At 36.1% G+C, this 15453-nt stretch carries 13 protein-coding genes, 2 pseudogenes and 1 riboswitch; of the genes and pseudogenes, 13 read left to right on the top strand and 2 right to left on the bottom strand.

What is annotated here, in order from left to right; translation table 11 throughout:
* Window positions 1-186 precede the first annotated feature (186 nt).
* The 5 genes from FXW34_RS19515 (at window position 187) to FXW34_RS19495 (ending at window position 6807) form a co-directional block, all read left to right on the top strand.
* Entirely contained in the window at window positions 187-1437 is a 1251-nt protein-coding gene (locus FXW34_RS19515) for an MFS transporter (protein WP_147535730.1), read from the top strand.
* 523 nt (window positions 1438-1960) lie between these two features.
* Window positions 1961-2725, top strand: a complete 765-nt coding sequence (locus tag FXW34_RS19510; RefSeq protein WP_147535729.1) for a C40 family peptidase — start codon at window positions 1961-1963, stop codon at window positions 2723-2725.
* Window positions 2726-2916: 191 nt separating this feature from the next.
* A riboswitch (cobalamin riboswitch) is annotated at window positions 2917-3121 on the top strand.
* 179 nt (window positions 3122-3300) lie between these two features.
* Window positions 3301-4275: an ABC transporter substrate-binding protein gene (locus FXW34_RS19505; RefSeq protein ID WP_187119037.1), complete on the top strand. Its 975-nt coding sequence runs from the start codon at window positions 3301-3303 to the stop codon at window positions 4273-4275.
* Window positions 4238-5302 carry a FecCD family ABC transporter permease gene (locus FXW34_RS19500; protein WP_147535728.1) on the top strand — a complete coding sequence of 355 codons (1065 nt, stop codon included), beginning with the start codon at window positions 4238-4240 and terminating at the stop codon, window positions 5300-5302. Before FXW34_RS19505 ends, FXW34_RS19500 begins: the two co-directional genes overlap by 38 nt.
* A 2-nt stretch (window positions 5303-5304) precedes the next feature.
* Window positions 5305-6807, top strand: a complete 1503-nt coding sequence (locus FXW34_RS19495; protein ID WP_147535727.1) for an ABC transporter ATP-binding protein — start codon at window positions 5305-5307, stop codon at window positions 6805-6807.
* A gap of 230 nt (window positions 6808-7037) precedes the next feature.
* Here FXW34_RS19495 and FXW34_RS19490 read toward each other — a convergent pair.
* A pseudogene (locus FXW34_RS19490) lies at window positions 7038-7307 on the bottom strand (TipAS antibiotic-recognition domain-containing protein); the annotation flags it as partial.
* 62 nt (window positions 7308-7369) lie between these two features.
* Here FXW34_RS19490 and FXW34_RS19485 point away from each other — a divergent pair.
* Window positions 7370-7867, top strand: coding sequence for a cupin domain-containing protein (locus tag FXW34_RS19485; protein ID WP_147535725.1), 498 nt, complete (start codon window positions 7370-7372; stop codon window positions 7865-7867).
* A 96-nt stretch (window positions 7868-7963) separates the two neighbouring features.
* Window positions 7964-8488, top strand: a complete 525-nt coding sequence (locus FXW34_RS19480) for a hypothetical protein (protein ID WP_187119036.1) — start codon at window positions 7964-7966, stop codon at window positions 8486-8488.
* A gap of 39 nt (window positions 8489-8527) precedes the next feature.
* On the opposite strand, the pseudogene FXW34_RS19475 reads toward FXW34_RS19480, so the two are convergent.
* Window positions 8528-8893 (bottom strand): annotated as a pseudogene (locus tag FXW34_RS19475) (CBO0543 family protein); the annotation flags it as partial.
* A 447-nt stretch (window positions 8894-9340) separates the two neighbouring features.
* Between FXW34_RS19475 and FXW34_RS19470 the strand changes: the two are divergent.
* From FXW34_RS19470 to FXW34_RS19445, 6 genes are all read left to right on the top strand, one after another.
* Entirely contained in the window at window positions 9341-10297 is a 957-nt protein-coding gene (locus tag FXW34_RS19470) for an ABC transporter permease (RefSeq protein ID WP_246141207.1), read from the top strand.
* Between the two features lie 150 nt (window positions 10298-10447).
* The gene (locus FXW34_RS19465) at window positions 10448-11710 is read left to right on the top strand and encodes a transglycosylase domain-containing protein (protein WP_246141223.1); all 1263 of its coding nucleotides are present in this window, start codon (window positions 10448-10450) and stop codon (window positions 11708-11710) included.
* A complete protein-coding gene (locus FXW34_RS23740) occupies window positions 11682-12002 on the top strand; it encodes an ATP-binding protein (RefSeq protein WP_147535785.1) in 321 nt (106 codons plus the stop codon). Before FXW34_RS19465 ends, FXW34_RS23740 begins: the two co-directional genes overlap by 29 nt.
* Window positions 12003-12088: 86 nt before the next feature.
* Window positions 12089-12847, top strand: coding sequence for an ABC transporter ATP-binding protein (locus FXW34_RS19455; RefSeq protein WP_147535721.1), 759 nt, complete (start codon window positions 12089-12091; stop codon window positions 12845-12847).
* Window positions 12844-14913: an ABC transporter permease gene (locus tag FXW34_RS19450; protein WP_147535720.1), complete on the top strand. Its 2070-nt coding sequence runs from the start codon at window positions 12844-12846 to the stop codon at window positions 14911-14913. Before FXW34_RS19455 ends, FXW34_RS19450 begins: the two co-directional genes overlap by 4 nt.
* 23 nt (window positions 14914-14936) lie before the next feature.
* Complete coding sequence (locus FXW34_RS19445; protein ID WP_147535719.1) at window positions 14937-15374, top strand: VOC family protein; 438 nt, start codon at window positions 14937-14939, stop codon at window positions 15372-15374.
* The last annotated feature ends 79 nt before the right edge of the window (window positions 15375-15453 follow it).

Raw genomic sequence — 15453 nt, 5'->3', positions numbered from 1 at the left:
CAAATTTAAAACATTTCCTTCATTATTTGTTCAATTAATTTCACATTATTTCATAATTACTAGGTTTGTTCAATCATTCAAATAGCACAACACTTGAATAGATATACCACATCAGTTATCTTAAACTAGAACAGATGTTTTATTATTTGGTTATATATATTTAGGAACAGATTGGAGAGTGATACGATGACAAATTTAAATGTACAACATAAGGAAAATTGGAAAAAGAATATCATTCTCTTCCTCAGTAGCCAAACCATTTCACTATTTGGAACTTCGCTGGTTCAATATGCAATTATGTGGCATGTTACGCTAACGACAGAATCAGGCCTTATGATGACCTTGTTTATTATTTGTGGCTTTATACCTACGTTTCTGTTATCGCCGGTTGCCGGGGTGTGGGCTGACCGATATAACCGGAAATTATTGATTATGTTATCAGATGGTATGATTGCTTTGGCGACACTGATTTTAGCAATATTATTTTTAATGGGATATGATTCAGTTTGGTTGCTGTTTCTGATGGCGGCCGTTCGTGCTGTTGGTACTGGAATTCAAACCCCGGCAGTAGGGGCAATTTTACCGCAAATTGTACCGACTGAACAGCTTACAAGAGTAAATGGAATCAATGGATCTCTACAAGCAGTCAATATGTTCGTTGCGCCAATGGTGAGTGCGGCATTATTATCCGTGTCAACGATTGAAACCATTTTCTTTATCGATGTAGTAACTGCGGTCATTGGGATATTCATTTTTCTATTGTTTGTTAAGGTAGCGGTACATACAAAGGCAACCGAAAAACAAACTACAAGTTATTTTAACGATTTTAAGGAAGGCATCATTTATATAAAAGAACATGATTTTTTGAAAAAATTCTTTCTGTTTTTTGCAGTCTTCTTTGTACTGTTGGCTCCCGGTGCGTTTTTAACTCCACTTCAAGTTACTCGTAGTTTCGGCGATGATGTTTGGCGATTAACAGCGATTGAGATTGCTTTTTCAGTTGGAATGATGGCTGGAGGAGGATTAATAGCAGCGTGGGGTGGATTTAAAAATAAAATCCATACGATGGCATTTTCAAGTCTCATAATGGGATTATGTACGATTGCACTAGGAATGGTGCCTGTATTTTGGATATATTTAATTCCAATGGCGATTTTCGGAATTGCGATGCCGTTTTTCAACACGCCAACGATGGTCCTGTTGCAAGAATCTGTTGATGAGAACTATTTAGGAAGAATATTTGGGGTATTTGGAATGATATCAACCTCGATGATGCCAGTAGGGATGCTGTTGTTTGGTCCTATGGCTGATGTGATTGATATTGAATGGTTATTGATTGGAACAGGCTTGCTCATTGTAATACTCACTGTATTTTTAGCTATCGACAAAGTCCTGATTGAAACAGGAAAACCAGCGACAAGTGAAAGCAGTGAATAGTACAACTACTATTAATTAGGATAATTATTTTAATAAATGGTTGTGTTAATGCGTAGGGGAATTTTTCCCACGTTGATTGGAGCGTAAGACACGTAGACTCCTATGGGAGTAGCTGGCATGGGAGACCCCACAGGCGCAAAGCGCCGAGGAGTTCGAAAAGCGGAAGCGGCTTGCTCAGGAGCGACAGGCATAAGACGAATCGCGCAAGAGACGTTAGTCTCTTGAGTGATTTGGCTTATGACCCCGAGCTCCTAGCCGCTGGAGCTAGACAGGCTCCCAGTTAGCCCCATGAACCGCACGTGTCTGGAGCGGAAATCACAAACAAATTTCACGGCTAAGAAAATAAAAACCAAGTGGACCTTCCTTTGAGGATTCACTTGGTTTTTTTGTGTTAGATGGAACTGAAATTTTACGGACTTGTTCCCCGAGATTAGAGGACCACATAAGATAACCATTATGACAAATAAAATAAACATTATTGTCTAAAGAAAACACGCGATAGGGAAAAAGTGAGGAGAGGATCTTGGCCAAACTTTTCGAAGTGGTAGTAAATGGAAATGATATCACCATACAACTAAAGTATACGAATGTCAGAGTAAATCAAATCTCGGTATTTATAGATCACCATTATTTAGGTTCGTTGGGATTACTGCAATCCTTTGTCATTCAAACAAATGGTTATCTACCTAAGAAAATACAAATACAATATGAGGTTGTATATGAAGGAAGAGTTTTGAGACACAATGAAACTCATCATGTAAGACAAAATGCTTTTCGTAAACAACAATACAAACCTGGGGACATTCTTGTTTCATGCGATAATGTAAATGGACTCCCATTTGGATTTATGGGGCATGGTGCTCTAGTGATAAGTGATCAAGAAGCTATCGAATCAATTCCACTTGATCCCATAGTACGAAAAATCACCATAGAAAGCTTTAAATCGGACCATCCCAACCATGCTCAGTTTCGCCCAGTATCAGAAGCCAAAGGGTTAAATGCCGCAAATTATGCTATCCGTTATTTAAATATTTATCAGGAAAATAAAATAAAGGGAATAAAAAAACCAAAGTTTAAGTTTACGATAAAAACCCCATTGCACGATGAGTGGACTTATATTTACTGCACAAAATTAATATGGCTAAGTTATTACTATGGCGCAGGGATTGAGTTTATTAATGATCATTTATGGTTTTCACCTGAGGATGTCTATTCCAATTGTATTAACCATCCTGAATTTGAATTAATCTATATCCATCCGGAGTTTAAATTTCATATTGACTCATAAAAAACGAATCAATCAGAATAATTACCATCCTTTTCATCAAACTAAAAATGATAAAAAGGATGGTTTTTGTCTATTTGCGCTGTGAAACACAAATGTGAAACAAGAAAATTCGGGCGGTGCCTGTCACCTTTTGTCGCCTTTTTTATTTTACAATTGGTTAAGAGTGTAATATAATTTTTTAGAATACAAAAAATGAATATTTATGAATAGGTTTCTTAATAACTCTCATATGATGAGTATTAGGACGAAGAGGGAAGTTGGTGCAAATCCAACACGGACCCGCCACTGTATGCGTGTAGGAAGGTTAAAGATGATCCACTTTGTTATTTAACAAGGGAAGGATTAACCAACTGATGATACGCAAGTCAGGAGACCTGCCTATTTATTTTTTAAGCTTCCTCGTGGAAAGGGAAAGTTTAAAGAGCAAGTAATCGATTAACTATACATATTTAATTGAAGATTACCTTTTTATTTTACTATTACCAATTGTGATAGTATGATAATGCCGCCTTTAATCAACGCTTTCTGCTGGAATAGCGTTTTTTTGTGTTCAAAAATATTAGGGGGAAGTAAAAATGAAAGAGAGAATTAAAAAGTGGTGGCTAATGAGTATTGTGCTTTTGTTAGCAGTTGGAATGATTGCAGGCTGCAATACGAATGAGGAGAAGGCAGAAAGTAAATCAAGTGAAAAAACAACTGAAAGCGGCAAGGCTTTTCCAGTAACAATTACAGATGATGCTGGCCGTGAAATCACGATTGAAAAGGAACCTGAAACTATTGTATCAATTCAAACGAGCCCAACAGAAATTGCGTTTGCACTTGGTCTTGGCGATAAAATTGTCGGTGTATCTGATTATGATAACTACCCAAAAGAAGTAAAAAAGATCCAAAAGGTTGGCGCACAAGACATTAATACAGAGGTAGTTCTATCCCTTATGCCTGATATGGCATTTGTGACCGACTATCATTATGAGTCTCATCCTGATATTTTAAAACAGCTAGAAGATGCCGGTATTAAAGTAATTGTAGTCGGTGATGCTTCTTCCTTTAAAGAAGTTTATCAGAAAATTGAAATGATGGGTAAAGCTACTGGGACTGAGGCAAAAGCTAAAGAAATCGTAACAGAAATGCAAGATCGTTTAGCCAAAATTAAAGAACAAGCTAAAGAAGTAAAGGATAAAAAGAAAGTATGGGTTGAAGTAGCTCCTGCTCCAGATATTTATACAACAGGCACAAAAACATTTATGCATGAAATGCTTGAAGCTATTCAAGCTGTAAACGCAGCTGAGGATCATGAAGGTTGGGTTAAACTAACAGAGGAAGAAATTGTTAAATTAAATCCGGATGTCATTGTTACAACTTACGGCTACTATATCGATGATCCTAAAAAAGAAGTACTATCTCGCCAAGGATGGGCTGAAGTACCTGCTATTAAAGAAAAACAAGTTTTTGATGTGGAAAACGATACGGTTACTAGACCAGGTCCTCGTTTAATAGAAGGAGTCGAGACTCTTGCAAAGTTCATCTATCCGGAAGTTTTTGATAAGTAAAATTACTTGGTTTTATTGTATAAGTGGAGGGCTTGTAGTTGCTGCAGCCCTCCTTGGGTTATTTATTAGTAGTGTTCAAGTTCCTGTTCCTACAATCTTACATATTATTTTAGACAAAACTCTTGGCCTCGGTTGGCTTGAAAGTATTCCGAAAAATGAAGAGATGATTATTTGGAATATTCGTTTACCAAGGGTCCTTCTAGCTTTTTGTGTTGGTGCATCTCTAGCTCTTGCAGGTGCAGCCTTCCAGGGTCTGTTAAGAAATCCGTTAGCTGATCCTTATACAATTGGGGTGTCTTCTGGTGCATCATTAGGTGCTGTGTTTGTATTGTTTTTTCAATTTACGATTATTGGTTTGGGCAGCTTTACTTTACCTGTAATGGCAATTATTAGTGGATTTATCGCATTGTTTATTGTTTTCGGACTTGTTCGGTTAAGCAGCCGAAGCATGGCAATTGAAACGATTATTTTGGCAGGAATCATTGTTAGTGCATTTATTGGCGCGGTGGTTTCGCTCATTATTTCATTAAGTGATCAAGACAATATGACTCAAATCATCTATTGGTTATATGGAAGTGTTGCAATGAGGGGATGGAACCATGTCGGGTTGATTATCCCGTTTATGTTATTAGGTTCATTGATATTGTTTTATCATTACCGGGAATTAAATGCTTTAGCACTTGGGGAGGAAGCGGCTGATCATATTGGTGTAGATGTAAAAAGAGGGAAAATGTTTATCCTGTTTGGTGCATCCTTATTAACAGGTGCCTCTGTTGCCGTATCGGGTTCGATTGGATTTGTAGGTTTAGTGATTCCACATTTAGTCCGTTTAATAACTGGTCCGAACCACCGCCATGTCCTTCCGCTTTCATTGCTGGTTGGTGGAGCTTTTCTTGTGTTAGCTGATTTATTTTCAAGAACTATTATTGCACCTAAAGAACTGCCAATCGGAGTAATCACTGCTTTAATTGGTGCGCCGGTTTTTGCTATATTGTTGATAAGAGAAAGAATTGGGCGGAGGAATTAATCATGATAAAAGTAAAGAATTTGATTGGTGGTTACATGAATTGCCCAATTATCAACGGTGTCAATCTCGAAATTCAGCAAGGTGAATTTTTTGCCCTTCTCGGACCAAATGGCAGTGGGAAGTCCACACTTTTTAAGCTTATTACCGGCCAACTTCAGGCTATGGAGGGTGAAATTTTACTTAGTGGTAAAGATATCTCAACTTTTTCCAAGCTTGAAAAAGCAAAGAAAATGGCTGTTCTGACTCAAGAATCACAGATTTCGTTTGATTATACGGTTGAGGAAATTGTGAGTTTAGGTCGGTACCCTCATCAAAAAGGAATCCTTAAGCAGATATCGAAACATGATCGAGCTGTGATTGAAGAAGTCATGGAAATCACTAATATCAGCTATTATCGAAATACTCCCTTTCGAATGATCAGTGGTGGCGAGAAACAAAGGGTTTTATTAGCAAAAGCTTTAGCACAGGAGCCTGAAATTTTACTATTAGATGAGCCTACCAATCATTTGGATATTAAACATACGCTTCAAATGTTGGATTTATTAAAAGAAAGACAGGCTACAATGGGCCTCACAATTTTTGCCATTTTACATGACTTAAATATCGCCTCACTTTTTGTTGATCGGATTGCCTTATTACATCAAGGAAGCATCTTAGAGATTGGCGATGTAGATACGTTAAGAAAGGTAAATCAACTAAAAAAGGTGTATGAGGTAGAGCTTAATTCGCAATCACATCCAACTATCCCTAAGCCGCAAATCTTGATGACACCTAAAAATACATCTTTCAGTCAATCTGTTGATTTTGAGCAATCCTATCATATTAAACATACCTCTGAGTATGTTCATGTTGAGTTTACTCAGCCATTACGGACTATCTCTAACGGAGTAATGGGGGATGGCATCCAGTGGTTAAAGCACTTTTGCCAATTTTATGCTGAGGAAAACGTAGTTGGCATAGAGGCTGAGTCAAGTTTGAAAAAACGTTTTGAGACACATTCAATCCCACATGAACAATCGTTTGGGATTGAGACTAATATTAAGTTGGAGAATTCGGTTTTTGTTCAAGATGAATTTGAAGGGATTCAGATGCTTGTAGTGGTTACGACTAATGACGGTGATGGGTATATCGATGAAAATGATATCATTTGCAATTCCTCACATCTCTATAGTTCGCTAAATTTGATGCTGTTTATTGATGCCCATTTAACAGATGGGGCACTAATTAGTGCATTGATGACTGCGACTGAGGCAAAAGTGAGGGCAGTACTGGAATTATTAGGTGGATCAAATTCCATTGAAGCTGATGATGCCAGCGAGTTAACAGATACGATATTAATTGGACTAACACAACAAGGTGAAAAATCTAAAAAGGCTGGAAAAGGAACCATTATTGGTAAGGGGATTAGCCAGATCATCCATTTTGCAGTACAAGAGGCAATGAAGAAAAGCAGTAGAATGGTTATGGAAAAACATGAGGCTGTTTCTGGCAAGGTATATTGTTAGTGAATTAGATGAGATTCGAACAAGATCATAGGTAACCGTTGGTGGTGATTACCCATTTTATCAAATACTACGTAAAGAAGGTACTAATATTTGGAATAGTACCTTCTTTTTTATAGTGAAACTGAGTAAGGAACTATCTCAGTGATAAGGCCCCTCTTCTTGATGTATCATCATAAAAAAGGGGTATTAATATATTTGACATGCTAATGCTATAAGTGTTGTACATTTCACTATTCTTTATTTTTATCTGCATAAACCGCCATTGCGTCACACATGAAATGAGATGGGCCTTCACCGAATTGGTCAATGTTCATAGTGAAACGCTCATCATCTACATACATTTGCCCTAAGCCTTTGAAGGCATCTAGAGAATAGTTTCCTAATTTGTTAAGGGACTCAAACCAAACTTTATTTCCTTTTCGCGCTTCTTGTTCATATGGATTGTGGCTAAAGTCAAAGCCTTCGAATTTTTCTTTGTTAGACATTTGAATCTCTCCTTTTTTCTTTTTTGTTATAACAGGGTGTGCTCTAATCAAAAAAATATATTGAAAGGGACTTTAATATGACATTACAGAACGCAGAGTACTATATTAAGCATCTCAATTTAGTTCCCCATCCAGAAGGTGGATTTTATCAAAGTACGGTGAGTTCGGAGATTGAAATTAATGTTAGCGGAAAACAACGAAAGCTCTATACTAGTATTTATTTTCTGCTTCGAAGTGAGGATATTTCGCATTTACATAGATTACGTTCAGATGAATTATGGTACTACCATGGCGGTAGCTCATTGACTGTTCATGTAATTGACGCGAACGGAAAATACGAGGAATATAAATTAGGATTGAACCTTGAAGCTGGTGAAGTGCCACAAGTCTTAGTACCGAAAAACTCCATCTTTGGTTCCTCGGTAATGAATAAAGATACATTTTCGCTAGTGGGTTGTATGGTTGCACCTGGTTTTGATTTTGAGGATTTCGAGTTGTTTGATCAAGAAGAATTGTTGGCAACTTACCCCGAACATGAAGAAATTATTAATAAGCTAGGCTATATTACAAAATAAGCGCTAATCTCCATAGATTAGCGCTTTATTATTTTTGCAATGTATATTTTATTACTACATGCACAGTCTAATAATTAGTAGGAGGAGGTGCAAATAATGATAAAACCGCGTACTTTTTTACTTTTAATGACGATATTACCTTGGCTCACACTTCCGATTCTAGGTAAAAGTTGTATTAAAAGATACTTACCTGCAACAATATTCATAAGTTTGATTTCTAAAATTATTCATATTATCGCAAACAGAATGGACTGGTGGCGATTTCATACAAAAATTAATTCCGTCATTAGTGGAAGCACGGCGTATATTATTGGTCCAGAATTTTTGGCAGCTTTATGGACTCTAAAATTTACTTATGGCAAATTGCTATTATATTTAATTTCTAACACAATTGGTCACATTCTGTTTGCGTTTCCTGGTATGAGATTTTTTAAGCGCATCGGAGTTGTTTCATTCAAGGTTTTGGAGCCGTATCAATTAGTCCTTTTATTTTTGGTTCGAGCATTATTACTCTACGGATTCCAATTTGCTTATGAACACCTTTTTAAGAAACAGTCATCTGCGATTTGCAATTCTCTATATCAAACTACCAGTGACTCATCAGATATCAAATTGAATTAACAATAAGTCACTTCAAATCGCCGAAATTTCGGCGATTTTTTAAACATCTGAGAACGTCTTCCTATTTGTTAACCAATATGCAAATAAGAATATGATTGCATATATCGGTAGGGAGTAAGTGTATTTCCATCCTGTTAAGATATAGTATCCTGCCCAAACAAAGATAGGTTCACCAACATATGCAGTTAAAGCACCGTAAAACAATGCCTTTTTCCAAGCTGCTATATGTAGTTTAGTTTGTATTAAAAACATAATCGTAACAGGAAGCATACAAAAATTAAATGGTAACCACGCTGGAAATGATGGCGTTTCTTTTCCGGAATAATGCCAAAGCCCAAGTGCTACACCAATATAATCAAGACATAATGAAATTAACATCACAGATACACCGGCATAAAGTAAACGATGGGTACTTTCCCTTTTTCGATAAAAAAACCAAAATACCCAGGGAGCAACTGCTAAAAATACAGAACCCCACCAATCCCAATCGAAAAGTCTCGTTTAACCAAAATTGTCCATAGTCTGCATGCAGGTCATGAAATTTCGCAAAAAAGTCTTCAACTTGTTCTATCTTTTCCGATTTATCCATTATTCACCTCTAAGCGTTTTATCTTTATTATTATTTCGTAAATGAATTTTATACCAAGGGTAATCTAACGTTAACATTATTCCGGTACAATTGTTAAAAAAAGGAATCGGACTTAGGACTTTAATAGTTAAATCGACCTAATTTTTGAGTTTGCTAGAAAAATAGTAAATAATAGGAGATATAAGGTATATGTTTTCGTTCATTAATCATCAAAGAATTACTTCCTAATAAGTCAAGTCAAGATAATGCTTGAAGGGAAGATTATGATGCTCAATTTAATTATGAATGAATGGATAAAGCTTTTTAGCAGGTCCGGGACGATTATCATGGTGGAGTTATTTGTCTTTATGATTTTTGGCATCGCTGGAATTTCAATGTATGATGAAATTAAGTATCCTCCAAAGGAAAATAATCATTGGAAAGCAGAGTTAAAGCTTCAAATTGAACATGATCAAGATCAGTTAATGGAATTGGGTAACATTAATGATAATAAGAAAATGAATTTCGAAAGGAAAATTGCGATTAATGAATACAAAATCGCCCGTAATATTGAACCATCAGCAAAGTTACATGTTTGGGACTTTGTTAGATTATCCGGAGAGCTTATCAGACTAATAGGAATCTATGTGATAATAATTGCTGCTGGAATAGTGTCTGCTGAATTTTCATGGGGAACGATAAAACTATTAGCAATACGCCCCATAAAGCGTTCGAAAATCCTCTTATCTAAATACTTGACAGTACTGCTTTTCGGACTTGTGTTGTCTGCAACGCTCTTAATATTATCAACGATAATAGGAATCGTTTTGTTTGGATTTCCCGATGGCGAGGTTTTTCATCTTGCCTATTATAATGGAAATGTAATTGAAAGAAATATAGTGGGTCAGTTGATACTTGAATACATATTAAACTCTGTAGACTTACTTATGATTGCAACAATGGCCTTTATGATTTCTGCAATTTTTCGAAATAGTAATTTAGCAATCGGTTTGTCGGTATTTTCTTTGTTCATGGGGAAGGCAATAACTGTGCTATTCGCTGAAAAATTTAACTGGTTAAAATATTTCCTATTCGCTAATACAGATTTATCGGTGTATATTGACGGTGTCCCACTGGTTGAAGGGATGACACTTTCATTTTCGATGTATATGTTATGCATATATTTAGGTGTATTTTTAGTCTTATCAATATTATTTTTTTCAAAACGAGATATTTACTAAATTTTATGGACAAAAAACGGTTCATTAATCCGAATAGTTTATGATGAAAGCTATAAATGAACATGATTTAGCGCCTATTAATAGGTGTTATTTTTTTGCACAAGATATCTTTATTCAATAGTGGAAAGTAGGATTTAGGCCGTGGGAAGAATGGAAAGAAGAAAGCAAAGGAAATCTCCAAAGCAAATTTTAGGATTATTAAAATCGAAAAGGTTAATTGGGAAAATTATTTTAGTTGGGTTTGCAGTTGCACTCAGCTGCTTGCTCATTGTCAATGTATTTATTTGGACAAGTGATGTTAGTCAGCTAGAGGAACCGGCACCTCAACCAACCATTATTTATGACCAAGATGGAGCTGTTGCCAGTAAAATCGCCGCTTCAAATATTGAAGGTGTTGGAATAAAGCAAATTCCACGTCATCTTATTAACGCTGTGATAGCGACAGAAGATCAACAATTTTATAAGCATCATGGCGTGAATTACCTTGGTATCGCTCGGGCATTAACCCAAAATGCCGTTAGCGGTGAAATTGTCGCCGGGGGAAGTACGATTACACAGCAGCTTGCCAAAAATGCTTTTTTAACTCATGAACGAACTTACACCCGCAAGATAAAAGAACTAATTTTAACCAAAAAAATCGAACGGACTTATTCTAAAGATGAAATAATGGAGCGTTATTTAAACCAGATTTATTTTGGTGAAGGGGCATGGGGGGTCCAACGAGCAGCTCAAACTTATTTTGGTAAAAATACCAGCGAATTAACCATTAGCGAATCCGCTATACTTGCAGGATTAATTAAAGCACCTTCTGTTCTGTCTCCATTTAAAAATATGGAGAAATCGATTGAGCGAAGAAACCTTGTACTGTCTCTAATGGAAAAAGAAGGATATATCAATCAAAAAGATATGGCTGCGGCTAAAGCAGAAACGATAGAATTAGCGGGCAAGAATGAGGATGAATATAAGGGGAAATTTCCATATTATGTGGATCATATTATTTCCGAAGCGATTAAAGATTATGGACTAACAGAAAAAGAGGTTCTTTCGGGCGGCTATCATATATATACAGAGCTCAATCCAACAATTCAGGAATCTGTTGAACGTGTATATGCTAATGATGGAATGTTTCCGGCTAGTTCACCTGATCAGTTAATCCAAAGCGGTGCGATTTTCATCAATCCTACAACAGGAGGAATCCAGGCACTAGTTGGTGGTCGAGGTGAGCATGTTTTTCGAGGATTTAACAGGGCAACACAGCTTAAACGGCAGCCAGGGTCGACATTGAAGCCACTCGCTGTCTATACACCAGCTTTGGAAGAAGGATATGAGATTTGGGATAAACTATCTGATCAACCTTTGAATTTAAACGGTTATCAGCCGATGAATAGAGCAAATTCTATCAAATGCGATTAAGTATTCTAACGTAGAGAAAAGCGAAGCGATCGTTATTGATGTAACCGAAGATGAAGAAGATAACGTTATTCTGTCTATTAAAGATGAAGGAATTGGAATAGATGCAAAGGATATCAACCGTGTATTTGATCCTTTTTTTACTGGAGAAAGCGGTAGACGCGACAGAAATGCTACAGGAATTGGGCTTTACATGGTAAAACTTATTTCAGACCGATTAGGACATAAAATTCGAATTCAATCGCAAAAGGACAAAGGTACTACTGTCCAAATTACTTTTCTTTCAAAACTGTAAGATTACGAGATGAAAATCGATTTTTTCTTCTTCTTTCTCCCTATATACTTTTGGTAATCAAGCTTTAAATTATTGGAGGTTTTACTGTGGAAATTTTAAAAGTAAATCATCTGTCTAAAGTGTATAGCTCATTTAAGGGAGCAAAAGAAGTAATGGCCTTAAATGGAATAAACCTTCGTGTACATTGTGGAGATTTTGTTGGAATTATGGGACCTAGCGGAAGTGGTAAGACTACACTTTTGAATTTATTGGCAGGCATTGATCAGTCTACTTCAGGAGAAATCTTTATTCAGGATAAAAATATAACTGAATTATCAAGTGAGGAAATGGCTTTATTTAGAAGACGAAGTGTTGGCTATGTATTTCAAGACTATAACTTACTTGATAGCATTACGATTTATGAAAATATTGCGCTTCCGTTAATATTGGACAATGTTGAACCTGATAAAATCAACATTAAGCTTAAAGAACTTGCATCATTTTTTGAAATTGAGCATATCCAAAATAAATACCCTTACCATATATCTGGTGGACAAAAACAAAGAGCTGCCGTGGCAAGAGCACTAATAAACGATCCAGCCATCGTATTAGCTGATGAACCAACCGGAAATCTTGATTCAAAATCTTCGAAAAATATTATGAAGACACTAAAAAAAATAAATGATGAAAGGAATAGCACTGTTTTGATGGTTACCCATGACCCATTCGCCGCATCTTTTTGCAAAAGAATTATTTTTATTAAAGATGGAGCGGTTAATATGGAGATTACATCGGGTGGAGATAGGAATGAATTTTTCGATCGAATTTTAGAAGCACAAGGTATGATTGGGGGAGAAAATGAATGACCTTCTCTACCATTGTTTATAAAAATTTAAAATACAATTTAAACCGTTACATTTCATTTTATCTAGTAAACAGTTTTATTGTGGCTGTCCTATTTATGTATGGGACATTGTTTTTTAACGATACTATCCCTGACAATACAAAAGGGATTTTTAATTTTTCTTTTGTGGCGATTGTATTGTTTTGTATTATCTTTATTTCATATACTCAAACATATTTTGTGAAATTTCGTGGAAAAGAGTTCGGTGTATATTTGACGTTAGGGATGACGACGCGTGATCTCAAAAAAATGCTGCGCTGGGAAAATCTCATTATTATTTCTAGCTCATTGTTAACGGGAATTGTAGCCGGTTTGCTTTTTTCGAGGATGTTTTATTTAATCCTAGGTAAAGTGTTAGTTAACATTGAATACAGCATCAGCTTTAACACTTTTTTACTTACGGTCAGTGTCTTTTTGCCAATTTTTATTATCAGTACATTTTTTACTGAGAGATATTTGACAAAACTTTCTATTATTGAAGTCATTCAATCCAGCGCGAAAAAAGAGATAGCAGCTGCCAATCCTATAACCGGAGTCCTAGCGATTATTGTATTTGCAATAGCGATGTACCTCTTACCAAAGGTATATACCGGGGACATTTTTGATGGAAATAAAGTAATCCTAACACTTTGTGCGGTAGCGACATTTGTTGGTCCTTTATTTATTATCAGTACATTAATTACAGTACTTCGATCAGTGATTCAAAAATACCCAAGAAGTTACAATAAAAATTTATTAGTACTGTCCAATTTAGCACACCGTTTTATCTCATACCGAACCATTCTTTATGTCGTTACTCTCATGGTGTCTTTGGGTGTTTTTTTGATTGGAACCGGTTATACGATTCATAAAAACACAGTTACATTCAACGATTTGGAGAGACCTTATGACTTTATGTTTGTAGAAAATGATAAATACAATCATATTTCGCAGGATGAGATCCGAAAAGTTATTGAAGATAATGGAGGAGAGATTAAGAATTATGCTGTCTTAGACTATCTTTCATTACCGATATACAAAATGAAGGATGGGAAAGTCAAGACGGGTGAGCGGACGTATTCTAACAGTGTGATAATCAGTGAGAGCAATTACAACCAGCATACGGGCTCAAATAAAGACATACAAAAAGGATACATGCTAGATGTTTTTCTTGATGGTGGCGAGATTCAAACAAAACCTACTGAAGATATCATGTTTTTAATGAATGGAAAAAGTATTCAAAAGCCAGTTAAACAATTTGATGATGTGAATTTCACGATGGATTCTTCGGATTTCTTTCAGCGGGTGAATTCTGCTGACCTATTTACTGTTCCAAAAGGACGGATTTTGAATGAAAAGGATCAATTGACAAATTTGGAGTACACCAATGCCTATTCAACTTACCACGCTTATGTAGTAGATGATAAAGACTATGAAATAATCAAAATAAACAGCGGTTATCATACTCCTTCCAAATATCATTTAATAAATCTATCTAACGGGGATCAACGTAAGATTTTCGCTGGGATTCTCGATGCATTACGAAAAGTAAATCACGCCGATGAAACAATATGGAAGAACAAAGCTTTTTTAGGCGGGCCGATAAATGAAACGACAATGTTGGAAGCATATCGACCTTTTTCTAAAATCGAAAAAGTAGAAACAGATAAAGAAGTAAATGGAGTTTTTTACTTCTCGATGGCCTTTTTAGGCTCATTACTCCTGATATCTTCAAGTATTGTACTACTTTATAAAGTTGTAACAGATATTGCGGAAGATAAGCTTCAAATCACGATTTTAAGAAAAATCGGAGTAACCAACATTGAGATGAAACGAAATTTAACGAAACAGTTGATACTAATATTTTTTGTGCCAACCCTGTTTGGTGTCACTATGGCTATGTATTATATTGCTTTAGTAAATACTAACTACTCAAAAATTCATTATACGATGATGCAGGCATTGTTGGTGGTAGGAATGTATGTGGTATTGCAGATTCTATTTTACTTTGGATTAAGGAAGAAGTATCTATCTAATTTAAACGAATAGCCATGAAGTTAGGAGGTTGAGATATGAAAATCAATAGAATCGATCACGTAAGTATCAATGTAAATGACTTGTCAGAGGCTAAAGCGTTTTTCCTTGACTTAGGACTTGAAGTGAAAGCAGAATGGGAATTGGATGGAGAACAGCTGGACAGAATCGTTGGGCTAAAGGGTGTTAAAACGGCATGTGTCGGTTTGGGGATGCCGGATGATAGGACATGGATAGAGTTAGTGAAATATATTACTCCGGCAGATGAAGGTGGGATTCAGCAACCTTTTGCAAACACGCTGGGTATCAGTCATATTTGCTTTGCGGTTGAAGATATAGAGGCAATCATAGCAAAATTGAAACATAGGGGTACAGAGATCTTTAGTGAAATCGAGCAATATGGAGAAAGTTATAAGCTGTGCTACGTTCGTGGTCCAGAGGGGATTATTTTAGAATTGGCGGAGAAAATCGGGTAAAAAGATAAAAGGCTACGGCAAAAGCCATAACCTTTAATGGTGGAACATTATTATTTATTTTTGTCAGCGTATACAGCCA

The organism is Bacillus marasmi (assembly GCF_902168435.1).
GTDB classification, from domain to species: domain Bacteria; phylum Bacillota; class Bacilli; order Bacillales; family Cytobacillaceae; genus Bacillus_BU; species Bacillus_BU marasmi.
This window is presented reverse-complemented; position numbering and strand designations above follow the sequence as displayed.